General features: G+C 52.3%; 29 protein-coding genes. 8 read left to right on the top strand and 21 right to left on the bottom strand.

The window, feature by feature from the left end; all coding sequences use genetic code 11:
- Together PPL9_RS23635 and PPL9_RS23630 are read left to right on the top strand one after the other, a co-directional pair.
- The coding region (locus tag PPL9_RS23635; protein ID WP_057465004.1) for an AMP-binding protein at positions 1-870 on the top strand (870 nt) is incomplete at its 5' end.
- A 14-nt stretch (positions 871-884) separates the two neighbouring features.
- Positions 885-1496, top strand: a complete 612-nt coding sequence (locus PPL9_RS23630) for a TetR/AcrR family transcriptional regulator (protein ID WP_057465003.1) — start codon at positions 885-887, stop codon at positions 1494-1496.
- Positions 1497-1512: 16 nt separating this feature from the next.
- Here PPL9_RS23630 and PPL9_RS23625 read toward each other — a convergent pair whose 3' ends face one another.
- A complete protein-coding gene (locus PPL9_RS23625; RefSeq protein ID WP_057465002.1) occupies positions 1513-2100 on the bottom strand; it encodes a TetR/AcrR family transcriptional regulator in 588 nt (195 codons plus the stop codon).
- A gap of 68 nt (positions 2101-2168) precedes the next feature.
- On the opposite strand from PPL9_RS23625, the gene PPL9_RS23620 reads away from it, so the two are divergent.
- Positions 2169-2798, top strand: coding sequence for an SDR family oxidoreductase (locus tag PPL9_RS23620; RefSeq protein WP_057465001.1), 630 nt, complete (start codon positions 2169-2171; stop codon positions 2796-2798).
- 26 nt (positions 2799-2824) lie between these two features.
- Here the strand turns inward: PPL9_RS23620 and PPL9_RS23615 are convergent, their stop codons facing one another.
- Complete coding sequence (locus tag PPL9_RS23615) at positions 2825-3364, bottom strand: hypothetical protein (protein WP_057465000.1); 540 nt, start codon at positions 3362-3364, stop codon at positions 2825-2827.
- Positions 3365-3562: 198 nt separating this feature from the next.
- Between PPL9_RS23615 and PPL9_RS23610 the strand changes: the two genes are divergently transcribed.
- On the top strand, positions 3563-4114 hold the full coding sequence (locus PPL9_RS23610; protein ID WP_152986803.1) for a sugar O-acetyltransferase: 552 nt from the start codon (positions 3563-3565) through the stop codon (positions 4112-4114).
- Between the two features lie 57 nt (positions 4115-4171).
- Here PPL9_RS23610 and PPL9_RS23605 read toward each other — a convergent pair whose 3' ends face one another.
- Positions 4172-4747, bottom strand: a complete 576-nt coding sequence (locus tag PPL9_RS23605; protein ID WP_082597069.1) for a cytochrome b/b6 domain-containing protein — start codon at positions 4745-4747, stop codon at positions 4172-4174.
- 141 nt (positions 4748-4888) lie between these two features.
- On the opposite strand from PPL9_RS23605, the gene PPL9_RS23600 reads away from it, so the two are divergent.
- Both PPL9_RS23600 and PPL9_RS23595 read left to right on the top strand, forming a co-directional pair.
- A complete protein-coding gene (locus PPL9_RS23600; protein ID WP_057464998.1) occupies positions 4889-5791 on the top strand; it encodes a LysR family transcriptional regulator in 903 nt (300 codons plus the stop codon).
- A gap of 102 nt (positions 5792-5893) precedes the next feature.
- Entirely contained in the window at positions 5894-6511 is a 618-nt protein-coding gene (locus PPL9_RS23595) for a glutathione S-transferase family protein (RefSeq protein ID WP_057464997.1), read from the top strand.
- A gap of 79 nt (positions 6512-6590) precedes the next feature.
- Here the strand turns inward: PPL9_RS23595 and PPL9_RS23590 are convergent, their stop codons facing one another.
- From PPL9_RS23590 to PPL9_RS23580, 3 genes are all read right to left on the bottom strand, one after another.
- Positions 6591-7304 (bottom strand): DNA helicase, encoded by a 714-nt coding sequence (locus PPL9_RS23590; protein ID WP_057464996.1) that lies wholly within the window; start codon positions 7302-7304, stop codon positions 6591-6593.
- 223 nt (positions 7305-7527) lie between these two features.
- Positions 7528-8010, bottom strand: a complete 483-nt coding sequence (locus PPL9_RS23585) for a GNAT family N-acetyltransferase (protein ID WP_057464995.1) — start codon at positions 8008-8010, stop codon at positions 7528-7530.
- A gap of 11 nt (positions 8011-8021) precedes the next feature.
- Positions 8022-8519 carry a MarR family transcriptional regulator gene (locus PPL9_RS23580; protein WP_057464994.1) on the bottom strand — a complete coding sequence of 166 codons (498 nt, stop codon included), beginning with the start codon at positions 8517-8519 and terminating at the stop codon, positions 8022-8024.
- A 101-nt stretch (positions 8520-8620) separates the two neighbouring features.
- Between PPL9_RS23580 and PPL9_RS23575 the strand changes: the two genes are divergently transcribed.
- On the top strand, positions 8621-9046 hold the full coding sequence (locus tag PPL9_RS23575; RefSeq protein WP_082597067.1) for a PACE efflux transporter: 426 nt from the start codon (positions 8621-8623) through the stop codon (positions 9044-9046).
- 94 nt (positions 9047-9140) lie between these two features.
- On the opposite strand, the gene paaE is transcribed toward PPL9_RS23575, so the two are convergent.
- The 8 genes from paaE to yacG form a co-directional block, all read right to left on the bottom strand.
- Positions 9141-10223, bottom strand: coding sequence for a 1,2-phenylacetyl-CoA epoxidase subunit PaaE (gene paaE, locus PPL9_RS23570; protein ID WP_057464992.1), 1083 nt, complete (start codon positions 10221-10223; stop codon positions 9141-9143).
- A 43-nt stretch (positions 10224-10266) separates the two neighbouring features.
- The gene (gene paaD / locus PPL9_RS23565) at positions 10267-10776 is read right to left on the bottom strand and encodes a 1,2-phenylacetyl-CoA epoxidase subunit PaaD (protein ID WP_057464991.1); all 510 of its coding nucleotides are present in this window, start codon (positions 10774-10776) and stop codon (positions 10267-10269) included.
- 14 nt (positions 10777-10790) lie between these two features.
- Complete coding sequence (gene paaC, locus PPL9_RS23560) at positions 10791-11549, bottom strand: 1,2-phenylacetyl-CoA epoxidase subunit PaaC (protein WP_152986802.1); 759 nt, start codon at positions 11547-11549, stop codon at positions 10791-10793.
- A gap of 7 nt (positions 11550-11556) precedes the next feature.
- A complete protein-coding gene (gene paaB / locus PPL9_RS23555) occupies positions 11557-11844 on the bottom strand; it encodes a 1,2-phenylacetyl-CoA epoxidase subunit PaaB (protein ID WP_057464989.1) in 288 nt (95 codons plus the stop codon).
- Positions 11845-11857: 13 nt separating this feature from the next.
- On the bottom strand, positions 11858-12841 hold the full coding sequence (gene paaA, locus PPL9_RS23550; RefSeq protein ID WP_057464988.1) for a 1,2-phenylacetyl-CoA epoxidase subunit PaaA: 984 nt from the start codon (positions 12839-12841) through the stop codon (positions 11858-11860).
- A 129-nt stretch (positions 12842-12970) separates the two neighbouring features.
- On the bottom strand, positions 12971-13861 hold the full coding sequence (locus tag PPL9_RS23545) for a PaaX family transcriptional regulator C-terminal domain-containing protein (RefSeq protein ID WP_152986801.1): 891 nt from the start codon (positions 13859-13861) through the stop codon (positions 12971-12973).
- Positions 13862-14018: 157 nt separating this feature from the next.
- On the bottom strand, positions 14019-15617 hold the full coding sequence (locus tag PPL9_RS23540; protein ID WP_057464986.1) for a 5'-nucleotidase C-terminal domain-containing protein: 1599 nt from the start codon (positions 15615-15617) through the stop codon (positions 14019-14021).
- Between the two features lie 344 nt (positions 15618-15961).
- Positions 15962-16159: a DNA gyrase inhibitor YacG gene (gene yacG / locus PPL9_RS23535; protein WP_057464985.1), complete on the bottom strand. Its 198-nt coding sequence runs from the start codon at positions 16157-16159 to the stop codon at positions 15962-15964.
- Positions 16160-16541: 382 nt separating this feature from the next.
- On the opposite strand from yacG, the gene PPL9_RS23530 reads away from it, so the two are divergent.
- A complete protein-coding gene (locus PPL9_RS23530) occupies positions 16542-16901 on the top strand; it encodes a hypothetical protein (RefSeq protein WP_057464984.1) in 360 nt (119 codons plus the stop codon).
- A gap of 11 nt (positions 16902-16912) precedes the next feature.
- Here the strand turns inward: PPL9_RS23530 and PPL9_RS23525 are convergent, their stop codons facing one another.
- From PPL9_RS23525 to murA, 7 genes are all read right to left on the bottom strand, one after another.
- Complete coding sequence (locus tag PPL9_RS23525) at positions 16913-17548, bottom strand: Maf family nucleotide pyrophosphatase (RefSeq protein WP_057464983.1); 636 nt, start codon at positions 17546-17548, stop codon at positions 16913-16915.
- Positions 17549-17625: 77 nt separating this feature from the next.
- The gene (infA, locus tag PPL9_RS23520) at positions 17626-17844 is read right to left on the bottom strand and encodes a translation initiation factor IF-1 (RefSeq protein WP_008549604.1); all 219 of its coding nucleotides are present in this window, start codon (positions 17842-17844) and stop codon (positions 17626-17628) included.
- Between the two features lie 172 nt (positions 17845-18016).
- Positions 18017-18448, bottom strand: coding sequence for a low molecular weight phosphatase family protein (locus tag PPL9_RS23515; protein WP_208980475.1), 432 nt, complete (start codon positions 18446-18448; stop codon positions 18017-18019).
- Positions 18449-18450: 2 nt separating this feature from the next.
- The gene (locus tag PPL9_RS23510; RefSeq protein ID WP_057464982.1) at positions 18451-18960 is read right to left on the bottom strand and encodes a UPF0262 family protein; all 510 of its coding nucleotides are present in this window, start codon (positions 18958-18960) and stop codon (positions 18451-18453) included.
- A 31-nt stretch (positions 18961-18991) separates the two neighbouring features.
- Complete coding sequence (hisD, locus tag PPL9_RS23505) at positions 18992-20287, bottom strand: histidinol dehydrogenase (RefSeq protein WP_057464981.1); 1296 nt, start codon at positions 20285-20287, stop codon at positions 18992-18994.
- Positions 20288-20413: 126 nt separating this feature from the next.
- Entirely contained in the window at positions 20414-20860 is a 447-nt protein-coding gene (locus PPL9_RS23500) for a DUF2948 family protein (RefSeq protein ID WP_057464980.1), read from the bottom strand.
- A gap of 206 nt (positions 20861-21066) precedes the next feature.
- The coding region (murA, locus tag PPL9_RS23495) for a UDP-N-acetylglucosamine 1-carboxyvinyltransferase (RefSeq protein WP_057464979.1) at positions 21067-22210 on the bottom strand (1144 nt) is incomplete at its 5' end.

Below are 22210 nucleotides of genomic sequence, written 5' to 3'. Positions count from 1 at the left end.
CTGGGCGCGCACTACGGGGCGGAAGCGCTTGGCTGTACTGTCATTCCAATGTCTGGCGGCATGACAGAGCGGCAGGTGCGGCTGATTGAGGATTTCAAGCCTGAGATCATCATGGTCACCCCGTCTTACATGCTCTCCATTCTAGATGAGTATCGCAAAGAAGGCCTTGATCCGCGCAAGAGCTCCATCAAGATCGGCATCTTTGGAGCTGAGCCGTGGACCAACTCCATGCGTGAGGAGATTGAACAAGCCTTCGACATGCATGCGGTTGATATCTATGGCCTTTCAGAGGTTATGGGTCCGGGTGTGGCGCAGGAGTGTGTGGAGACCAAAGACGGTCTGCACATCTGGGAGGATCACTTCTATCCGGAGATCATTGATCCGATAACTGGTGAGGTTCTGCCGGATGGATCGGAAGGTGAGCTGGTGTTCACCACGCTGACCAAGGAAGGCCTGCCGATCATCCGCTATCGCACCCGCGACCTGACCCGCCTGATGCCGGGCACGGCCCGCAAGATGCGGCGTATGGAAAAGATCACCGGTCGGTCTGACGACATGATGATCGTACGCGGTGTGAATGTGTTCCCGACCCAGATTGAGGAGCAGATGCTGCGCTGTGACGGGCTCTCCCCTCACTACCAGATCCAGATTGCCCGTAAGGGGCGTATGGACCAGCTGACCGTCAACGTGGAAGCCGCTGCACATGCAACATCTGACGCTGATCGTCTGGCAAGCGCCAAGGAACTGGCGGTTCATGTGAAAAACAACATTGGAATTTCGGTTGGGGTAGACGTGGGCCTGCCAAATTCCATAGAACGAAGCCAAGGCAAGGCCACGCGGGTTATCGACTTGCGGCCTAAAGAAGATTAACGGAATTAAAAAGCATGGCGCGCACCAGAGCAGCGGATTATGACGACAAACGCAAATCCATATTGAAACTATCGGCGCGCGCCTTTGCGCAGCAAGGCTATGACAAAACCTCGATGGCGCAGCTCGCCAAGATCTGTGGTTTCTCCAAGGCTTTGCTCTATCACTACTACGAGAACAAGGAGACGCTGCTGATCGACATCATCAGCGCTCACCTTGAAGAGCTGGTTGATGCGGTGGAAAGTGTTGCTCAGGCAGAACAAGACCCACTGGAGCGTCTGCGCGGCCTGTGCCGTGCTTTACTGCTGGCTTATGAGGACGCAGATTCTGAGCATAAGCTGCAGATCAACGAGCTGTCCTTTCTTCCAACAGAGAAGAAGCAGGACATCATTGAGCTGGAGCGCAAACTGGTTGCCATCTTTGCCAAGGCGGTTGCGGCCACAAACCCGCAGTTTGGCGATGAAAGTGCGCTGATCAAGCCCGTCACCATGAGCCTGTTTGGCATGCTCAACTGGTCGTATCTATGGTTTAAACCGGGCGGCGATCTGACCCGCGAAGGTTACGCGGATCTGGTGGTGCAATTGTTGCTAAACGGCTCGCAGTCCATACAAGGTACGGCGGCGAGCTAAGCCTCGCCTGCCGCTCTTACGATTTCACCAGTGCCTGCGCTGCAAGTTGCTGCATCATGTCTATGTAGCGGACTTGTGTCCAGTTGCAGCCGATGCGCAGCTGTTCCCAATTGCGGACGGAGAGGATTGTGAGGAGCATATCGGTTGCTTCCTCTTCGCTCATGCTGTCTGTCAGTGCACCATCTGCCTTGAGCGCCTGAACCGCTTTTTCGCAGCCATCACGGATGGCGCAGATTCGGTCATTCCAAGCAGCAGCTGCCTCTTCATCGGTCTCCTGCATGGCCATCAAAGCTTTGGCCACACCAAAAATCGTCGGGATGTAATTGCCCCAGGTTTCGACCCAGGCCTCTAGTCTTTGCGTACCGGATGCAGCGCTTCGGCTTTTAGCCAGCTTTGCGTCTATGTCGTGCACCTCATCCAGATAACGCGTTGTAGCGGTGAGCAAATCTGCCCGATTGGGAAAGTGCAGATAGAGCGCTTGGCGGCTGATTTTTGCCGCCTTTGCGATGTCTGACATGCGCACAGCACTGCCGTTTCCGGCCTCCAGTAACTGCCATGTGGATTTTAGGATGCGATCACGAGTGGGAATATTCTGACTTGACATGATGTCAATATAGATGCGATTGACACGATGTCAACTTTACACCATGTAAAGCAGGAAAGGATAGGGCCATGAAAGTTATCGTATTTGGTGCAACGGGCACTGTTGGCAGGCTTGCCACGGAGAAGATGCTGGCAGATGGGCATGAGGTGACGGCCTTTGCCCGCAGCCCGAACAAGCTGCAGATTGAGCATGAAAGCCTGACGCTCCGAGCTGGTGATGCAGCATCCCGCGATGCTGTCGCAGCCGCAATTCAGGGCCATGATGCCGTGGTGATTACGCTTGGCGCCGGCATGTCGCGCAACAGCACCATCCGGTCTGTTGGTACGCGCAATGTCATTTTGGGGATGCAACAACATGGGGTGAAGCGACTGGTCTGTCAGTCCACACTTGGAGCACATGAGAGCTGGTCCAACCTCAACTTCTTTTGGAAACGGATCATGTTTGGCGCGTTGTTGCGACTTGTGTTCAAGGACCATGAACTGCAGGAGGAGCTGGTGCGGGTGAGCGGTCTGGACTGGACTATCGTGCGGCCCAGCGCGTTTGCTCCAGAGCTTGCAACTGGCAGCTATAAAGAGGACTTTCCAGCCACAGACCGACGTCTTTCTTTGAAGATTGCACCTTCAGACATTGCCGGATTTCTCAACCGCCAGCTCTCAGAGGCGCAGTACCTTCACCGTGCTGTGGGGATCTCCACTTGAGGTCTTATAGCGAGGGGCAACCGGAGTTAAATCAGAGATTTCTTGCATAAGCCGCTGCTTGCGTAGACCTCTTCAGCTGCCAAAACAGCTTCTTCTTTGCTGGCGCGCTGTCCATCCTCGATGAACTCTGAGCCATCGCTTACAAGGAAGTACCAGACAATCTGACCTCCCTCCTCTGTGTATCTGTTCACCTGCATGAGTGCTTTGGGGTCGCCTGGTACACAGCCCACGCCTTTCCCGTCCCCAACCTTTGCTCCTTCGGCGGGACCCCAGATGTATTTCAGTTTTCCCACTTTTTCTCCCTCTGATACCTTTGCCATGAGAGCACCGACATAACGAGAATAAGCAATCTGAGAGGCTATTGTGCCAAGCGCCTTTGTTGCTTCCCCTCCGGATGCTCTCACAAGAGCTTCATGCAAAATCTGCCATTGCCACATAAGGGATGGGGGCATCGCCAACTCTTCCCAAAGCAAGATTGCCACTTCAAGGGACTGGAAGGAGCCGCCGATGAAAGTGTTTCTTTTGCCGTCTTTCTCTTTCCAGTAGAAGCCAGGTAGCCATTGCATGCTTCCGCTCCATATGTTCACTTTATGTTCTACATCAGCAAATACGTTTAAACAAGCCAGTAGAATGTACTGAGCGAGGGAAGGTTTCACCCTGTACGATGCCTGTGTTTTGCCCGGATTGAGCTCTGCAGTAAAAATGCAGCTTGCAAGACTCTTCTATTTTTCCGAGAGTTACGGGAAGACTCAAGGAACAGACCCATCATGAAAACAGAACGCGAAAAGATGGAAGCGGGTGAATGGTACACCTGCATCGATGACGAGCTGGAAACGCTGCGGCAAGCGGCCTACCACGCTATACATGAGCATCGTACACTGCACCCAAGCAAGCGTGGTTGGATAAGCCCTGCCCTACGTGCGCTGCTTGGCAGTTCCACCGACAGCACAATCATCGAGGCGCCGTTTCATTGCGCTTATGGCATCAACATTCATTTGGGAGAACGGGTTTTCCTCAATGCGGGTTGCACCATTTTGGATACAGCGCCTGTGCGAATTGGTGACCAGACCATGCTTGGGCCGAATGTGCAGATCTATTGCGCCCAGCACCACAAAGATGCAGAAAAGCGCTGTGCGGGACTGGAAATCGCAAAGCCGGTGACCATTGGCAAGCGGGCGTGGATTGGCGGGGCTGCGATCATCATGCCGGGCGTGACCATTGGTGATGAGGCCATTGTTGGCGCAGGCAGCGTGGTGACCAAAGACGTGCCCGCCGGAGCCACCGTGGTAGGTAACCCCGCGCGGGCGAGAGGCTAACTCTCCAAAGAGAGAAACTGGCTGCCGGTGTTCCCATGCAGCCAGTTTGGATCGGGGTCAGGCTTCCAACGTTTGTTGCCCGGCTTCTGTCTTTGGGGCTGCTTGTCTCTTTCCAAACCACATTCTGCTGATGAGGCGATCTCGCAGGATAAACTGATGAAACGCCCATCCAACAACATGCAGCACAAGCAGAGCGGTCAGCACGTTCGCGATGACACCATGGGCGACACGTGCCGGATACACTGTGAGGTCTGCGGGGAGCGGGGCTCCGGAACCGCCCAGCGTGATTGCGAAGAGATCTGCGTTATAGGCCATAACGAGACCGGAGAGCACCATACCTGCGACCAGCGCATACATGGCCCAATGGGTCAGCCCAGCGGCAGTGTTGAGTACGGCTTTTCCCGTGTCTGCTTTTGCAGGCTTCTTTGTTACGAAACGGGTGATGAGGCGCAGGAGGATGAGCACGCCGATGGTCATGCCCCAGATGATATGTCCGGTCATACCGGTGAGTTTTTGTGGGTCGGTGCTTTCCATAGCTGCCATCATGGGCCCTCCCACCACCAGTGCCATAAATATCATCAGGGCGAGGATCCAGTGCAAGGCTACTAAGGCCGGATGATAGCGTGTTGTCATCGGGTGTTCCAATCATCAATCTTCAACGGAACCGGCGGTGGGTTCCTGATTATGTCTGGAGTGCATTTTACGTTACCTAATGAGAACAAGAATGATATAATAAGAAACAAGGCATTACTCTGATGTAACAAGAGAGACACGATGAGGTCACTGGACTGGGAGCTGTTGCCGTCTTTTCTTGCTGTTGCGCGGGCGGGCAGTTTGAGAGCGGGCGCTGAGTTGCTTCATACCAATTATGGCACTGTGAACCGCAACATTCAGGCTCTTGAGGCCAGTTATGGCGTGGCATTGTTTAGTCGCTCCACCAAAGGCTTCAAGCTGACTGATGCCGGCGAAACCGTGCTTCCGTTTGCTGAGCAGGCAGAACAGGTGATCATCAATGCGCGCAAACGTGTTGAGGGGCTGGACAAGAGTGAAGCGGGGACGCTCCGCTTTTCTGTCACGCCCACGTTTGCCTATGATGTGATTTCTCCAATCATCAGCAGGTTTCAGGAGGCCTATCCTGATATTCAGGTGGAGCTGAGGCTGACTTCTGCCGTTGAGGAGATCAACAAGGACGAGACAGATGTCTCTCTGCGTGCGGCCTATGAAGTGAGCGAGGATGTGGTTGCCCGCAAACTCTACCCCATAGCCATCGGCATCTATGCAAGCCAGGCCTACATTGACGCTGCGTTTGCGCAGTCCGGACCGCAAGGCTCTGGTCTTTCCTGGATCGGTTGGCCAGGTGACGCACACACGACCAATTGGATCGCTCAAAGCCCCTTCCCTCATGCTGACATCCGGCACATGGTGTCCGATGGATATATGCGCCTCCGGTTGTTGCGAGAGAACTGCGGTCTCTCTTACCTCCCTGTGGTTTTTGAACGGTTCTTTCCTGACTTGTGCCGCGTGCCCGGCACCAAGACTGAGTTGGGGCAGTCGCTTTGGATTGTGCTTCATGCAGACCTGCGCAAAACCGTCCGCATCCGCCGCTTTGTTGATTTTCTAGCTGAGGAACTCATGGCCCTGCGGGAGGACATGCAAGGCGAGCTTTACAGGCGCTAAAGCAGTTCGCTTAAGTGCTGGTCACAATAAGCTCAATTGCAGGTTGGTAAAGCTGCGTATAGGCTGTGGGCATCTGATCATTCCAGCAAACATAAGTGACCTATGAAACTGTTTTACGCTCCCGGCACCATTTCAATTGCCGTTGCCATTGCCCTTGAAGAATCCGGTGTCCCTTACACCACGCACAAGATCGACTTTAAGAACCCGGAGGTCAGCCGTCCGCAGTTGTTAGAGGTGAACCCGAAGGGCCGTGTTCCTGTTCTGGTGACAGACCATGGCGTTTTGACAGAAGCCGGTGCGCTGCTCGATTACGTTGCTGATCTTGCCCCGGATGACAGTCTGAAGCCTTCTGATCCTTACAAGGCCGCCAAGATGCGGGAGGCCATGTACTATCTGGCTTCCACCATGCATGTGAACCATGCCCACAAACTGCGCGGTGCCCGTTGGGCAGACAAGGAAGCCAGCTGGGACGACATGCGCGCCAAGGTGCCGGAAACCATGACTGCCTGCTGCGCCTATGTGGAAGAGAACATCGTCACCGGCCCTTACGTGCTAGGCGACACCTTCAGCATTGCTGATGCCTACCTTTACGTGGTCAGCACCTGGCTCAAAGGCGATGGAGTGGACATCACGCCGTTTCCAAAGTTCCACGCCTTCCAGAAGCTGATGGAAGAGCGGGATTGCGTGAAAGCGGTGAAAGCTGCGGAGATGCTGGGTTAGGTTCCTGACCCAAACAGGGCAGCTGCCGCTTTACATCTGAGGCAGCTGCTTTGCATTGGCTCAATACCAATTAGGCGTTTTAGTTGACCACCTCAAATGCAATTTCTCCGTTATGGAGAAAACAACATTTGGTGAAAACCGCCAGATCAACCGGATTGGGAAGACGAATATCAGACAGGTCCGGCAAGGGTTTCATCGCAAGATCGAAGTCCCTTTGAACCTGCGATATCAAGGTGATGATAATCCCTGTTTTCCTTGCAAACTCTTTGAGCTCATTCAGCTGAGAGGAGAGTTCGGGGTTTTGGCGTTTTTGATCGAGCAGCTGCAGGTAATCAATAACAACTAGCGTCTTTGAGGGCGCATGCCGAAGTTCATTTTTGATGTAGCGGGCACAAATCTCATCCGAGCAATCCAGATGGAAAGCCTCCCTCATCTGAGCAGGATTATAGCCGAGCTGGGATACACGCTTCAAAACATCTGCAGGCGTATACTCGAGGGTAAAAAAGTAACTCTCGCCCCCTGCTCTATTGGCTTGAATGGCCAGTTCCAATCCAAACAGAGTTTTGCCTTGGCCCGGACGTGCAGCAATTAAAACAAGGTCTCCGCAGTCTAACTGGCGAAGGCATTTTTGAGCGCGGCCAGACCGTGAGCCAGAAACCGACAGATGGCTCCAGCTGCTATAGCCTTCTTTTTGCGCGAGCTGATCCAGCGCCGCATGCAGCGGCATGCCACTTTCGCGTGCGGTTAACTTCGCTTGTCTTTTCAGCTGGTGAACAGGACTGGACAGTTTCATTGAAGAACCCTCTCTTCAGAGCATACATTGCAGTCCCTCCTTATGCGCTTGCTCGAACAGTATGGTTCTGATCCTGACGTCCTACATGTGCAATGCTTCCCGGATTGGAGGGCGGAGGCTTGGACTTAGCCTTGCTGCAAGGATAGAAATCTGGCTTACCGCAATCAAGGGCCAGTTGTGCTTTTCAACATGCTGCTGAGAAGACCTAGCTTCTGCCGGTTGCTCAAAGATCAAGCCGATAGACAACTTGCTGCTCGCCAAATCGTTCAAGTTGCCGGGTTTGTTGCATGCCCAGCTTTTGTAGCAGGCGGATGGAGCGGGTGTTTTGAAGTTGGGTTTCAGCGAGAAGGGATGTCAGGTTCAGCTCCTGCATAGCGAATGGCAGGAACGCTTTGAGGGCTTCCTCTGCATATCCCTGCCCCCAATGTTCCGGCAGGAACTCGTAGGAGACTTCCATGTCTTCTCCTTGATGATAAGGAGCTAAACTGAGCAGGCCGAGGAACTCGTTGGTTCTGCTGGATCGCACTACAGCATGATACACCCCTGCTTCAGCAACCACCCTTGCACATCGGGTTTCGATAGCTTCTGGGCTTTGCTTTCCTCCCAGGAATGTTCTCGCCTGCTCGTTGGCGAACAGTCGTCGGAGTGCGGTTTTATCTGAATGCGTTGGCTGGGAGAGCAAGCAACGTTTGGTGGCAAGATACATAGTCCCCTCCCCTACACCCCCAGCTTGACCACCACGTTGAGGAGGATATCGCGGAGGGATTGGACTTCTTCTTTGGTGAGGTTCTGGTAGATGACGCGGCGATCGCCGGTCATGACGCTTTCCATGGCTTTTTCGACGGTGATTTTGCCTTTGTTGGTTAGGCGGACGATCTTGCTGCGTTTGTCGGTATCGTGATCAATGCGCGTGACGAGGCCGTCGGATTCCAGCTGCTTGAGAATTTTGGTCATACCGCCTGAAGTCATCAGCAGAGCACGGTACAAATCACTGGGGGACATTTCCCATGGCTCAGGACGGCCTCGCAGTGCCACCAGCACCTCAAAGGCGCCGTTGGTCAGGCCATAGACTTCCAGCTCTTTTGTGCAGTTCTGATCGAGGATTTCGCTGAACCTGTTCATACTCAGAAACAGCTCGGTTTCTAAAGAGACAGCTTCTGGCCAGTTCTGGCGCATCTGTTCCAGGGCTTTGCCCATTGGGTAGGCTTTCGACATGAGATCCTCATCACAGTTTATCGGATTTCTAAATTAAACCTTGCCAGAAAGATAGTTTGAATATATCTATCCAGAAAGCTACTTAGATAGATAGGTGTGACATGAGAAGTTTCTGGGACAGAGTTAGACACTCCGTGCTGTTTGAAGGGATCGCCCTTTCCATCGTCGCGGTGTTTGGAAGCTGGATTACTGGTCATTCCATTTCAGAGATTGGTGTTCTTGGACTGGTCATGTCCCTGATCGCCATGGGCTGGAACTTTCTTTACAACTGGCTCTTCGATAAATGGTATGTGGCCAACCGTGGTACCAAGCCAAGGACCGTTGCCTTGCGTATTGTGCACGCCCTGTTGTTTGAAGGCGGGCTGCTTGGATTTGGCATTGTCGCAATCATGTGGCTTCTGCAGATGAATTTTGTTCAGGCATTGCTGCTTGATATCGGCTTTGCGATGTTCTTTCTGGTTTACGCCTTCGTCTACAACTGGGTTTACGATCTGGTGTTCCCGGTTCCGGTTGCAAAAGCCGTTTGAACGCGTGGTGCTGACATAAGAACGCAAGAAAAGCCGGAATAACGCAAATTCCGGCTTTTCCTTTCAAACCAACGCAAACTGTCGTTTTGATAGATCAGATATCGTCGTAATCGACTGTTACATCATCTGTTTTCGGTCTGGACTGGCAAGTGAGCACGTAGCCGGCCTCAATCTCCCAAGGTTCCAGCGAGTAATTGACGGCCATGTCGACTTGACCGGAGACCACCTTGGCGCGGCAGGTGCAGCACATTCCACCTTTACAGGAGAACGGTGCTTCTATACCCAAACGCAAGGCACCATCAATGATGGTTTCACCCGGCTCCAGAGTGACGTCGTGGCGTGCACCATCAACGATCATGGAGACCTTTGCTTTATGGTCTACAGCGCTGGAATCCTTAGCTTTATGGGCAGCGTGCGGATCACCGCCATCAGCAGGCACAAAGAGCTCGTTATGGATGTGTTCCAGCGGAATGCCATGACTTTGACAGGCTTGTTTGGCTGCCTCAATCATATCGCCCGGACCACAAAGGAAGACGTGGTCGATGCTGTTCTCACCAACGGTCTTGGTGATGAATTCCTCAATCTTTTCAGAGGTTAAGCGACCATTGAAGAGGCTCAGTTCCTGCTCTTCACGAGACAAAACATGATAGACACTCAAGCGATCAAGGAAGCGATCCTTCAGGTCATCCAGCTGATCCTTGAAGATCACGCTCTGGGAATTCTTGTTGCCGTAGAACAGGAAGAAGTGGCTGTTCGGCTCATCTTCCAGCACAGCCTGCACCATGGACATGATTGGCGTAATGCCGGATCCTGCTGCAAAAGCGGCATAAACCCTTGCTTCTTCAGTGGTTCCTCTTGGCAGATTGAAGCGGCCCATCGGGGTCATCACATCAATCTCATTGCCAACAGAGACATGATCCAGAGCGAAGCTTGAGAAGCGGCCACCCTCCACTTTTTTGATCGCAACGCGGATGTCATCATCCTTGGGAGACGAGCAAATGGAGTAGGACCGGCGGGTGTCTTCGCCATTAATAAATTCGCGCAGGGTGAGATACTGCCCTGGAATAAAAGAATAATCTGACTTCAGGTCCGCAGGAATTTCAAAGGCGATAGAGACAGCTTCCTCTGTTTCCTGATGGACTGACTTGATCTTCAATCTATGAAACCGTGGTGACATGGTTTCCTCCCTTACATCTGCCGGAGCCTTTCAGCCGAGCGGGTCAGATGCACTTGAAATAATCAAAAGGCTCAGAGCAATCGTTGCAGCGGTAAAGCGCTTTGCAAGCAGTAGAGCCAAACTCGGAAATGCGACTGGTGTTGGCAGAGCTGCACTTTGGGCAACGGACTTGCTCCTCACCAAACAAGGCCCGGCGCGAGGCCTTGCCGTTTGGAGGCGCAATGCCGTAAACCCATAGTTTTTCACGCGCTTTTTCTGAGAGCCAATCGGTGGTCCAGGCTGGCGTGAGGACGGTTTTGACGTCCACCCTCTCAAAACCAGCGATGAGCAGAGCCGCTTCAATATCGAAAGCGAACATGCTCATGGCCGGGCAACCGGTGTAGGTTGGTGTGATGGCCACCTCTACAGAACCATCTGCCTGCACGTGCACATCGCGCAAGACACCAAGGTCCTCAATGGTGAGCACCGGCACCTCAGGATCGGGTACATCGCACACCGCATTCCAGGCCTTTTGATCCAACTCAGATCTCAGAATTTTCGCTGCAACTGCCATGGGTTAGCTCCCGATCACCACTGGGCTTGCGGGAACGAGCGCTGCAGGTATTGCATCGGCGACAGGATATGTCCCAGATGCTCACTGTGCTCGCCCTGACGGCCACCTGTCTGCATCCAGCTTTCAGTTGGGCGTTCCAGATTGGCGCGTGCCAGAACCGTATTCACCATCTCGTCCCATAAGTGCTTGATAGACATAGGATCTACAGCAACTTCTTTGGCAACTAATGATGACACAACTTCGTCACATTCAAACATCTCGCCGGTGTACATCCAGAGGAACTCCAGCGCATCACTGATGCGATTGTGGCTCTCCTCGGTGCCGTCTCCCAGACGGATCACCCACTCAGCAGAATGGCGCAGATGGTAGGCTGCTTCTTTCTCTGCTTTCGCTGCCAGTCCGGCCAGTTGTTCGTCTTTCGAGTTCATCATCGCTTCCCAGAACGGGTGCATGAACGCGGAAAAGAGGAACTGGCGCATGATGGCATATGCGAAGTCATCATTGGGTTGTTCAACCAGTAGAAGATTGTTGAACTCACGCTCAACCCTATGGAAACACAGGGCATCTTCGTCGCGGCCTTTGCCTTCGATTTGCCCTGCATAGGTGTAGAGCTCACGGGCATGGCCTATGAGATCAAGCGCGATATTGGTGAGTGCGATGTCTTCTTCCAGGTGAGAAGCGTGACCACACCATTCGCCCAGTCGCTGACTCAGAATTGCGGAGTCATCAGCCAGCCGCATGCAATATGTAAATAGTGCCGTATCTGTCATCATGGCCTCCTTACATATTCGCGACTTCGTCAGGCAACTCATAGAACGTCGGGTGGCGATAGATCTTGGAAGCTGTTGGCTCAAACATCTCGCCCTTCTCGTCCGGATCATTCGCGATGATTGCTGCTGATGGGACAACCCAGATAGACAGCCCTTCTCCGCGGCGTGTGTAAACGTCTCGCGCTGCCTGCAGAGCCATCTCCGCATCAGCTGCATGGACAGAACCTGCATGTCTATGAAACATGCCATTGCGCGCTCTGATGAATACTTCCCAAAGTGGTGTTGCTTGTTCGCTCATGTTCTGCCCTCCCTTAAGCAGCTGATTTCTTTGCGGCTTGCTTTGCAGCGTACGCCTGTGCAGCCTCGCGCACCCAGGCACCGTCTTCATGTGCCTTGATGCGGTCTTTCATCCGCTGCTTGTTGCAGATGCCATTGCCTTGAATGGTGTTGTAAAACTCGTCCCAGTCCGGTTCACCATGCTCCCAGTGCCCCGTTTCCTCGTTAAGTTTGAGGTCAGGATCCGGCAGAGAAATGCCAAGAACCTTTGCCTGAGGTACTGTGGCATCGACGAACTTTTGACGGAGTTCATCGTTGGTAAAGCGTTTGATCTTCCACTTCATGCTGGCGGCAGAGTGCTTGCTGTCCTTGTCAGAGGGACCAAACATCATCAACGCAGGCCACCAGAGGCGATTGACGGCGTCCTGAACCATCTCCTGCTGCTCTGCAGTGCCCTTCATCATGGCAACGAGAAGATCGTAGCCCTGACGCTGATGGAAGCTCTCTTCCTTACAGATGCGGATCATTGCACGGGAATATGGCCCGAAAGAACAGCGACATAGCGGGATCTGATTCATGATCGCGGCACCATCAACCAACCAGCCAACGGCGCCAACATCCGCCCAGTTGAGCGTTGGGTAGTTGAAGATGGAAGAGTATTTGGCTTTGCCGGTCAGCAACTGATCCACCAGTTCCTCGCGAGAAACACCCAGGGTTTCTGCGGCGGAATAGAGGTAGAGGCCGTGACCACCTTCGTCCTGAATCTTGGCAAGCAAGATGGCTTTGCGCTTCAAAGACGGAGCCCGTGTCACCCAGTTTCCTTCTGGCAACATGCCGACCACTTCTGAGTGCGCATGCTGAGAGATCTGCCGGACCAACGTTTTGCGATAGGCTGCTGGCATCCAGTCGTTGGGCTCAATCTTCTCTTCACGATCAATGCGAGCTTGAAAAGCAGCAAGCTTCTCTTCGTCCTCAACACCAGCCTCAACTGCCGGGTTGTTCAATGCTTGCGTGTACATAGGTAAGGTCCCTCCCAAGAGCACACCAATGTTCGTTTCCGCTTCAATATGTCACAGAATATCATTCTCACAAGTATTTTCTGTAACATTTAAGGGTGCATTTTAGGACAATTCTAAATTCGCTAATGATTACAAAGGTTGGAACCGTTCAAAAAAAGCAGGTTCAGGAGATGGCAAAGCGCCCTCTGCATTCTTGGCGTTAGAATCAAGCCAGACCTCACCGTGATCTCTCAGGGTGTTGTAGATGCCCGCTGCAAGTTCTCGTGCGACGCTTCCCTCCCACTTATCTGGCAGGGCTTGTAAAGGCAGCTCAGGATCTCTGAGAACCAGTCGCCGGAGGTCATGGATCAGAATGATGCGGATGATCAGAGCTGTTTCTGGTGCAATAGGAGCACGGCTTCCACACTCAAGAAGTGCTTGCAAGCCGCTGTAATTCTCAATGAACTCGCGGTATCCCTGCTGCAAGCTCTCCAGGTTCCAGGCTTGCCGGGCAAGCTGCACGGCTTTGTCAGAAGGTGCCTTGGATTGCATAAACACGACCTTCTCTGAGGATTTGGGCAATTGCTGGCCGATGTCCGGTTTAATCAACACGTTCGGCGCGATCACGCCAAAGCCCTGATCTGTCAGGCGTTCCCGGCGTTCAGCCCGTCCCTCCCCTTCACTCAGAATTGCCGTGATCCAGTTGCCATTCCCGTTCGCCGGACCGCGGGCATAAATGCGCGGCGTTGCCTGATCAAAAGCCTCGCGGCCCATTTTGGTAAGGCGATAGAACGAGTTGCGACCGATGCGTGTGCGCTCCAGCCAGCCATCACTGGCCAGACGAGACATGGCGGTGCGGACCACTCCGGAGTTGATCCCAACCATCTGCATGATCTCGGTGATGTTTCCCATCCAGAGCTCGCCACCACGCGGAGCAACGCAGTCTCCAAAGATCGAGATGATCATGGACCATGAGCGGATTGGCTTTTGCGCGTGAAAGCGATCAATGAGCTTTTGTTGTTCCGTTTCGAGAATGCTCACGTTCACACGCCTTTTGAAGTTCAGAAGCTGCATATTTGTAAGGGGTCAATGCGCTTTTGTGCAAGTTTCTGTTTGAAAAGAGCAATAATGAGCAAGGCAAAGAAAAAGCCGGAGGCGTGTACCTCCGGCTTTAATTCATCTACTCAACAAGACCAGCTTATTTTGCAGTTGCGTCAGTGATGCGACCAGCCAGTTTAGGCTCGTATGCACCGCCCTGCGCTTTCAGGAAGTCAGCAAGTACGAACTCAAGGCCTGGGCCGTAGTCGTATGCGTTTTTACCTTCTGCTGCAAAGATCTTGTAGCCGTCACCACCGTTACGAACGTAGTTGTTGGTTGCAAGCTTGTAGACTTTGTCTGCTTCAATTGCAGAACCGTCTTCCAAGGTTACTTCAACAACACGCTCACCAGCAGGCTTGGATGCATCGAAGGTGAACTTCAGACCAGCAACCTGTGGGAAGCGTCCGCCGCCTTCTTCGATCTTGGACAGACCGTTTTCCAGAGCAGTTTTGATGAACTTACCCTGAAGCTCGAAGGTCGCCAGGGTGTTCTGGAAAGGAAGAACTGCCAGAGCTTCGCCCATGGTTACTTCGCCAGCGTCGATAGAAGCACGCAGACCACCACCGTTGGTGATTGCGATTTCAACGCCTTTGTCTTTGGTTGCTGCAATCATAGCGTCAGCTACGAGAGCACCCATTTCACACTCACGTGCGCGGCAAGACTTGCGGTCACCATCTACTGGCGCTGCAGTTGCGCCGATAACTTCGGTGCGAATTTCGTCAAGCGGACCAGCAAGTTCTGCGATACGTGCTTTGGTTACTTCGTTTTCAGCAACCTTCGCGTCCATGATGATTGGCTCGCCAACAGCTTCAATCACGTCGCCGTTGTCGTCAAACTTCACGTTCAGCTCACCAAGGAACTTGCCGTAAGCGTATGCAGATACGATCGCAGCTTTCTTACCGTTTGGAGCTTCAACCCAAGTTGGGTATGGGCCTTCAGCACGGTCAGACGTGTTGGACAGATACGTGTTGGTGTGGCCGCCAACAATCACATCAATACCGTCTACAGCAGCAGCGATTTTTTTATCAACGTCGTAACCGGAGTGAGACAGAACGATGATCTTGTCCACACCCTGCGCCTGAAGCTCAGCAACGTGTTTGTTAGCTGCTTCGATTGGGTCGTAGAATGTAACATGATCGCCAGGGCTGGACAGCTCATGAGTGTCATCTGGCGTCAGGCCGATGAAACCGATTTTTTCGCCGTCACGCTCAACGATGGAGGTAGGCTTCAGAACGCCAATCAACTTGCCTTCTTTGGAGAAGTCAGCGTTTGCAAGAAGAACCGGGAAGTTCACGATATCCATGAAGCCACGCAGAACTTCCGGACCATCATCAAACTCATGGTTGCCGACGGTCATTGCGTCGTAACCAAGAGTGTTCATGAACTCAGCAGCAGCCTTACCTTTGTAGTAAGTGTAGAACAGAGAACCCTGGAACTGGTCACCACCATCCACGAGGATAGAGTTTTTAGCAGCCGCACGGCGCTCTTTGATTGCTGTTTCCAAACGGGCAGTGCCACCCAAACACTTGCCTTTTGCATCATCCTTTGCGGAACAATTCGAGTCGTACTTGTTGATTGGCTCAATGCGGGAATGGAAATCATTCGTATGCAAAATGGTCAGATCAAATTCTGCCATAGCCGGCGCGGAAACGCCAAAAGACAACAAAAGCGCAGTTGCGCCCAAGAGATGCTTTTTCATAGGTCTTGCCTTTATTCAATTGCCCCAAGCAATTTAACGAGACGGCTACGCGAGAATCTCTATATCCGCGCAAACCTCCCAAGAACACGCTCGGTACAATTGCCCATAACTGTGACAGGCACAAGACTAAAGGAGATATATTTCGCCATCTAACTGAAAAAAAATTCAGAGCCTGACTTTTTAATCGCGAGCCTTATTCGTACCTATTACAAGGGGTAGGATTGTTGAGAATCCTTATAATATATCAACTTGTTGGCTCAATAAATCAGAGGTAGAAAACACCCGAATTTGGTAAAATTTATCGAAAAAAACCTTAGATTCTCGAAATATTTATCCCCAAATGCTCAATGCAGAATACGTGAATTTTCTAGGTCAGTGATATCAGATTCAGAGAACTCTTCCTCAACCGCGGGTACGGAATAATGACCACTCAACCACTTGTTGAGATCCACCTGTTTACACCTGTCTGAGCAAAACGGCTTTGTTGCCTCTTGCGCTGGTTTCTCGCAGATCGGGCATTTTACTGATGGCTTCTTCATCATCTCTCTCAACTGCTAGTTTTGATCTTCGCAGATAAGGCTGTTCGCTTATCCGGCTCAGCAGAGCATCTGCCAGTGCCTCTAGCCAGAAATCTACAGGACATCAAGAGATAAAATCAGATCATTTTGATGGTTTTGTCGAATTTGGAGTAACGGTGCGTCAGCCCCCCCTTCACAACTGCAAATTATCTCCTAAATTTAAGGCGTTAAACAGTTTATGTGCAAACAACTTTGCAGTAATTAGAGTTCAGACTAAGATTAGCCATAGGCAGGCACTTTTGAACATGTTCGTATCCTTATCCGAACACCAGAACCACCTTTCAGGGATACACTCTGAGTTCTGCATGGATTTGAAAGTATCTCGCGAACACCGGGGAAGCGTATAATGAACAATGAAGTTTCTTGGATCCTGACAGCGCACCTGGCCACCGCAGAACCAAAAGTCTTTGAAGGGCTGATGGTGGAGATGGTGAAAGCAGTCCAGCAAATGCAGGGTGATACCACAGCTTATGTCTGGTACCTGAGCGAAGACGGGCAATCCTGCGAGATTTTTACGAGCTTCAAGGACAGCAACTCAGCAATGTTGCACCTGACGTGGTTCTCCAACACCTATGCCAAGCAGTTTATGGACACATTGCACCCAACAGGCATGACGGTTTATGGCAAACCAACTCAGGAGCTGCGCAATGCACTTGCGAGCCTGTCACCACGATATGTGCAAACTGTGGGTGGGTTTGCGCGTTAGCTTTCTCCTGCCTATGCAGCAGGTACAGCGTCTTCGTCCCATGTTTTTTGAGTTGGATAGCCAGCTGACTGTAAGAGGCTTGCGGTCTCCAGCAGAGGCAAACCGACAACGCTTGGGTATGATCCAATCACACGCGCAATGAACGCGCCAGCAAGGCCCTGAATAGCGTAGCCGCCTGCTTTACCACGCCACTCCCCTGAGGCGAGGTACTTTTCTGTGTCATGAGAAGACAGACGACGGAAACGTACGCGGGTTTCAACCAGTTTTGTGCGAACCACGCCATCAGGCATGTTCACGCAAACGCCGGTGTAAACCTTGTGCATGCGACCGGAAAGCAGTTGAAGGCAGACGCTGGCCTGCTCCTTACTCTCGGCCTTCGGCAGGATGCGGCGTCCTACTGCAACAACTGTGTCAGACCCCAGGATGATGGAATGCGCTTTTTCGTCATCCCGGTCGATCAGAACACGTGCAGCGGCTGCTTTGCCGCGTGCAAGTCTTTGAGCCAGCGCGCGCGGGCTTTCCCCACGCACAGGCGTCTCATCAATGTCTGCAGGCAGGAGGAATTCCGGTTCTATACCAATCTGCTGAAGCAACGCCAGACGACGTGGTGACCCGGAGGCCAATACTAACGGCAGTTCTTTGGTCATATGCCAGTTCCCCGATGAATTACAGACCAGAGCTCAACTAAGGCAGGCTCATCATGAACCCGCGCTCAGTGGATCGCTTATTTGTAGCGATAGGTGATACGACCCTTTGTCAGGTCATATGGTGTCATTTCCACGAGCACTTTATCGCCAGCCAGAACGCGAATACGGTTTTTACGCATACGACCAGCAGTGTGAGCGATAATTTCGTGATCGTTTTCAAGTTTCACACGAAAAGTCGCATTAGGAAGGAGTTCGACGACGACGCCTGGAAACTCCAGCATTTCTTCTTTAGCCATTAGGATTCCTGATTAGTTAAATGGAATTTTCGCGGAACCTACCGGATAACTCGCCAAAAGTGAACAGGCTACCTCCATTTCTTGGAGGGCAGTTTGACGAGTTTTACCGCTTATTCCTTGTTTTGGGGTGGAAAACACATGCAAAGGCCACGCGTAGAGTATTTTCAGCAGCTTATTGCATACGTTGTTCTATCTTTCTCTTAAGCGTATCACGCACCGCTCTGTACGCATCCATGATCTGTGAACGGCTTCCTGTTGCCACTGTCGGGTCAATCGTCGGCCAGTACTCAACATCAACGTGCTGTGCGCGTGTCAGCTCCAATGCCATGTGGTGGGCCTCCGGAGCAAGCGTCACAATGAGGTCGAACCCGTCTTCGGCCAGATCCTCAAATGTTTTTGGATGGTGATTGCTCAGGTCCATCCCAAGCTCATCCATAACAGAGTCGACAAACGGATCACGTTCGCCTGCAAAGACGCCACAGGAGCGCGTGTAGACCTGTTTGGGGTAGAGCAGTTGGGTCAAGCCCTCTGCCATCGGAGAGCGTACGGCGTTCATTCTGCAGATAAACAGGATGGAACTTGGCCGTGACATAAACTCGGCCATACTTACCCCCGGTGCTGCAAGGCGCAAATGAGCGTAAACAGTCGTCGGGCGGTTTGATGGTCGATGGTGATTTTCCCTTTCAGGCGCTCTTCCAATATGCAGGCGCCGTCGTCGTGTAGTCCACGACGCCCCATATCGATTGCTTCGATCTGCTTTGGTGAGGCACTGCGAATTGCATCGTAGTAGCTCTCACAGATCATGAAGTAGTCTTTAATGATCTTCCTGAAAGGGGTGAGCGAGAGGATGTGGGTTGCGATTTCGCTGCCCATTTCATCCCGAACTCCCAGCACAAGCTTACGCTTGATCATAGCTAGGTCCAACCGGTACGGGCCCTGATCGGGCCCGACCGGAGAAAACATGTTTTCCTCTACCAGATCAAAGATCGCAATTTTTCGCTCCCGCTCGACGTCTTTGTCGGCGCGCACAATAGAATCCGGATCAAGGACCACCTCAAAAAGGCGTTCTATCCCTTGTTGTCTCTGTTCTTCGTTTACAGGGACTTCCTTATTCATCAAGCGATCTTTTCCGTCCTGGATCAATTAACTAGTGGTTTAAGCGAATAGAGACTGAACGTCCATGCGCCTGCAGACCTTCCACTTCTGCCAGTGTGACGGCCGCAGGGCCGATCTGTGCGAGATTTTCCGGGTTACAGCGCAGAAGCGAAGTTCTCTTTACGAACTCCAGCGTAGACAGACCAGAGGAGAAGCGCGCCGAGCGAGCCGTCGGCAGCACATGGTTTGAACCGCCGACATAATCGCCGATCGCTTCTGGTGTGTAACGTCCAACAAAAACTGCGCCAGCATTTCTCATTTTTGGCAGCAGTGCATCAGGGTCCTCAACACACAGCTCAAGATGTTCTGGCGCAAAACGGTTGGAGAGCATCATTGCATCATCTAAATTGTCAACGGTGATGATCGCTCCGAAGTCATTCCAACTCTGACGCGCAACGTCTGCACGTGGCAGCGTGGTGAGCTGACGCTCCACAGCCTCCTCTACAGCTGCTGCCAGTTCTTCGCAGTCCGTGATGAGAATGGACTGCGCAACCGGATCATGCTCTGCCTGAGAGAGCAGATCGACAGCAACCCAGTCCGGGTTGTTATCTTTATCAGCCACGACGAGGATTTCGGATGGGCCAGCGATCATATCGATACCGACAGTTCCGAATACACGGCGCTTTGCCGCTGAAACGTACGCATTGCCCGGACCAACAATCTTGGAGACCGGTGCAATTGTTTCTGTGCCATATGCCAGCGCCCCAACAGCCTGAGCGCCGCCTACGCGGTAGATCTCTGAAACACCAGACATCTTAGCTGCTGCCAAAACGAGTGGGTTGAGCACGTCATCAGGGCTTGGAACCACCATTACGATGCGCTCAACGCCAGCAACCTTTGCAGGCACGACATTCATCAGCACAGAGGATGGATAGCTGGCAAGACCGCCAGGGACATACACACCAACAGCTTCCACTGCAGTCCAGATGGCGCCCAACTCTACGCCGATGGCATCTTTGTAAGTGTAGCTTTCTGGCAGCTGCTTTTGATGGTGGGAACGAATACGATCGTGGGCAAGCTGCAAGGCTTCCAGTGTTTCAGCAGGGATTTGAGCAACAGCTGCCTCTATCTCCGCTTCAGTTACTTTCAGCTCGTCCATAGATTTGGCCGACATACGGTCAAATTTGTTGGTGTATTCGAGCACAGCTGCATCACCGCGCATTTCGACATCCCGCAGAATGTCGCGCACGATATGATCCACATCCTCTGAAGTTTCCCGCTTGCTTCCAAGCAGGGCACGAATTTCTTCTTCGAAACCTTCAGACTTTGAGGAGAGCTTAATCGCCACGTTATCGTTCCCAATTTACTATAGTTCCCGGGACTGTTCTTCCCGAGATGATGTCAGAATTTTCGAAATGCAGTCCAAGCCTTCAGGTTGTATCGGGATTTTACGAAACTATCCCGCGCTTTCCAACTAGCCTTCTAGATCATGTTCAGGTCTGCTTTCAGTTTCCCAAACGGAGCCCAGATCTGCCAGTTGCGCTTCGATGCACTCGATATTTGCTGCAATAGCAGCCCCACCGGAAAACTCAAGCTTCAACTGACCAGCCGGTGCATTTGTCTCTTCAAACAGCACACAGAGCAAAGACAGGACCATGTCTTTGTTTGTTTGGTTGATTTTCTGAGCTTTGACCGCATCCACCCGCGACACAGAAAGAACGGACCGCGCCCGCATTCTTCGTTTCTGGTTGTTTTCGTCTGTTTCCCAAAGGTATCGATTCATTGTCAGCACCAGGCGGCGCTCAGCAGGTAAGTACTTGATATCTGCGAGTTTCAGAACACTGTCCTGCACCATGGAAGAGATGATCTGCAAATCTTCCTGATCCAGCGCCATCAGCTTCATTGGTTTTACCTGTTCCATATTAATCCCTTGCAGATTTCCCTGGCCTCACGCACCGTATATAGCGCGAGACATCCTTACTATTACAACAATTTACAGAAAAACATCTATGAATGAACGCAGCAGATTTCAAGCATGAAGGTGTGATCCAGTTTCTTTGAGAAAATCTCCATGAAAAAACCCGGACTGAAAAACAGACCGGGTTCAAATCATTTGCTTCGGTTTCGTTAGGCCGAGATACGCTCGATCACCGCACCGCAGCGAGACAGCTTCTCTTCCAGCCGCTCAAAGCCGCGATCAAGGTGATAGACACGACTGACCGTCGTTTCACCTTCTGCCGCCAAACCAGCGATGACGAGAGAAACAGATGCGCGAAGGTCTGTTGCCATAACCTGAGCACCGCGCAGGGTTTCAACGCCCTCAACAGAAGCCACCTGCCCGTCCAATGTGATCTTGGCGCCAAGGCGAGCCAGTTCCTGAACGTGCATGAAACGGTTTTCGAAGATGTTCTCAGTAATTTTGCTCACACCCTTGGAGCGGGTCATAAGCGCCATGAACTGCGCCTGCAGATCTGTTGGGAAACCCGGGAACGGCTCAGTGGAAACGTCTACCGGGCTGATGCCAGCACCGTTGCGCTTAATTTTGAGACCCATATTGGTTTCAGTGATTTCTGTTCCGGTCTGACGAAGGACATCCAGTGCACCTTCGAGAAGATCGCCGCGCGCGCCTTCCAGAGTTACTTCACCACCCGTCATTGCCACTGCCATGGCATAGGTCCCGGTTTCGATACGGTCAGGAATAACCGGATGGCGATGTGCGCCCAGGCTGTCTACACCCTGAATATGGATTGTGTCGGTGCCAGCACCTTCAATCTTTGCACCCATGCCAATCAGGCAGTTTGCGAGATCGGTGACTTCTGGTTCCTGAGCGGCGTTTTCGATCACGCTCTCGCCCTTGGCCAGTGTCGCAGCCATCATGACTGTGTGTGTTGCACCTACGGAGATTTTCGGAAAGACAACCCGACCACCCTTCAGGCCGCCCTTGGCATCTGCCTGAACATAGCCGCGATCCATCTCGATATCAGCGCCAAGTGCTTTCAGACCGTCGATGAAGAAGTCAACCGGACGGGTCCCGATTGCACAGCCGCCTGGCAGAGACACACGGGCTGTATGCATACGTGCGAGCAATGGACCGATGACCCAGAAACTTGCACGCATTTTGGACACCAGCTCATATGGAGCTGTTGTATCGACAATGTTGCTGGCATTCAGGTGAATGGTCTGGCCGGTCATTGTATCCTGACCTGCCCGTTTGCCGTCGACCGAATAATCTACACCGTGATTGGAAAGAATCTGGGTGAGAAGTGCGACA

Source organism: Pseudovibrio sp. POLY-S9 (assembly GCF_001431305.1).
GTDB lineage: Bacteria > Pseudomonadota > Alphaproteobacteria > Rhizobiales > Stappiaceae > Pseudovibrio.
This window is presented reverse-complemented; position numbering and strand designations above follow the sequence as displayed.

Coding starts and splice junctions, on each gene's coding strand:
- PPL9_RS23530 (WP_057464984.1), top strand. CDS start 16,542: ATGAACAATGAAGTTTCTTGGATCCTGACAGCGCACCTGGCCACCGCA.
- paaA (WP_057464988.1), bottom strand. CDS start 12,841: ATGTACACGCAAGCATTGAACAACCCGGCAGTTGAGGCTGGTGTTGAG.
- PPL9_RS23585 (WP_057464995.1), bottom strand. CDS start 8,010: ATGTATCTTGCCACCAAACGTTGCTTGCTCTCCCAGCCAACGCATTCA.
- infA (WP_008549604.1), bottom strand. CDS start 17,844: ATGGCTAAAGAAGAAATGCTGGAGTTTCCAGGCGTCGTCGTCGAACTC.
- PPL9_RS23600 (WP_057464998.1), top strand. CDS start 4,889: ATGAGGTCACTGGACTGGGAGCTGTTGCCGTCTTTTCTTGCTGTTGCG.
- PPL9_RS23595 (WP_057464997.1), top strand. CDS start 5,894: ATGAAACTGTTTTACGCTCCCGGCACCATTTCAATTGCCGTTGCCATT.
- paaD (WP_057464991.1), bottom strand. CDS start 10,776: ATGGCAGTTGCAGCGAAAATTCTGAGATCTGAGTTGGATCAAAAGGCC.
- PPL9_RS23580 (WP_057464994.1), bottom strand. CDS start 8,519: ATGTCGAAAGCCTACCCAATGGGCAAAGCCCTGGAACAGATGCGCCAG.
- PPL9_RS23510 (WP_057464982.1), bottom strand. CDS start 18,960: ATGAATAAGGAAGTCCCTGTAAACGAAGAACAGAGACAACAAGGGATA.
- PPL9_RS23605 (WP_082597069.1), bottom strand. CDS start 4,747: ATGACAACACGCTATCATCCGGCCTTAGTAGCCTTGCACTGGATCCTC.
- paaE (WP_057464992.1), bottom strand. CDS start 10,223: ATGTCACCACGGTTTCATAGATTGAAGATCAAGTCAGTCCATCAGGAA.
- PPL9_RS23515 (WP_208980475.1), bottom strand. CDS start 18,448: ATGGCCGAGTTTATGTCACGGCCAAGTTCCATCCTGTTTATCTGCAGA.
- PPL9_RS23500 (WP_057464980.1), bottom strand. CDS start 20,860: ATGGAACAGGTAAAACCAATGAAGCTGATGGCGCTGGATCAGGAAGAT.
- PPL9_RS23540 (WP_057464986.1), bottom strand. CDS start 15,617: ATGAAAAAGCATCTCTTGGGCGCAACTGCGCTTTTGTTGTCTTTTGGC.
- paaC (WP_152986802.1), bottom strand. CDS start 11,549: ATGATGACAGATACGGCACTATTTACATATTGCATGCGGCTGGCTGAT.
- PPL9_RS23630 (WP_057465003.1), top strand. CDS start 885: ATGGCGCGCACCAGAGCAGCGGATTATGACGACAAACGCAAATCCATA.
- yacG (WP_057464985.1), bottom strand. CDS start 16,159: ATGATGAAGAAGCCATCAGTAAAATGCCCGATCTGCGAGAAACCAGCG.
- PPL9_RS23615 (WP_057465000.1), bottom strand. CDS start 3,364: ATGCAATGGCTACCTGGCTTCTACTGGAAAGAGAAAGACGGCAAAAGA.
- PPL9_RS23620 (WP_057465001.1), top strand. CDS start 2,169: ATGAAAGTTATCGTATTTGGTGCAACGGGCACTGTTGGCAGGCTTGCC.
- PPL9_RS23575 (WP_082597067.1), top strand. CDS start 8,621: ATGAGAAGTTTCTGGGACAGAGTTAGACACTCCGTGCTGTTTGAAGGG.
- paaB (WP_057464989.1), bottom strand. CDS start 11,844: ATGAGCGAACAAGCAACACCACTTTGGGAAGTATTCATCAGAGCGCGC.
- PPL9_RS23590 (WP_057464996.1), bottom strand. CDS start 7,304: ATGAAACTGTCCAGTCCTGTTCACCAGCTGAAAAGACAAGCGAAGTTA.
- PPL9_RS23525 (WP_057464983.1), bottom strand. CDS start 17,548: ATGACCAAAGAACTGCCGTTAGTATTGGCCTCCGGGTCACCACGTCGT.
- PPL9_RS23625 (WP_057465002.1), bottom strand. CDS start 2,100: ATGTCAAGTCAGAATATTCCCACTCGTGATCGCATCCTAAAATCCACA.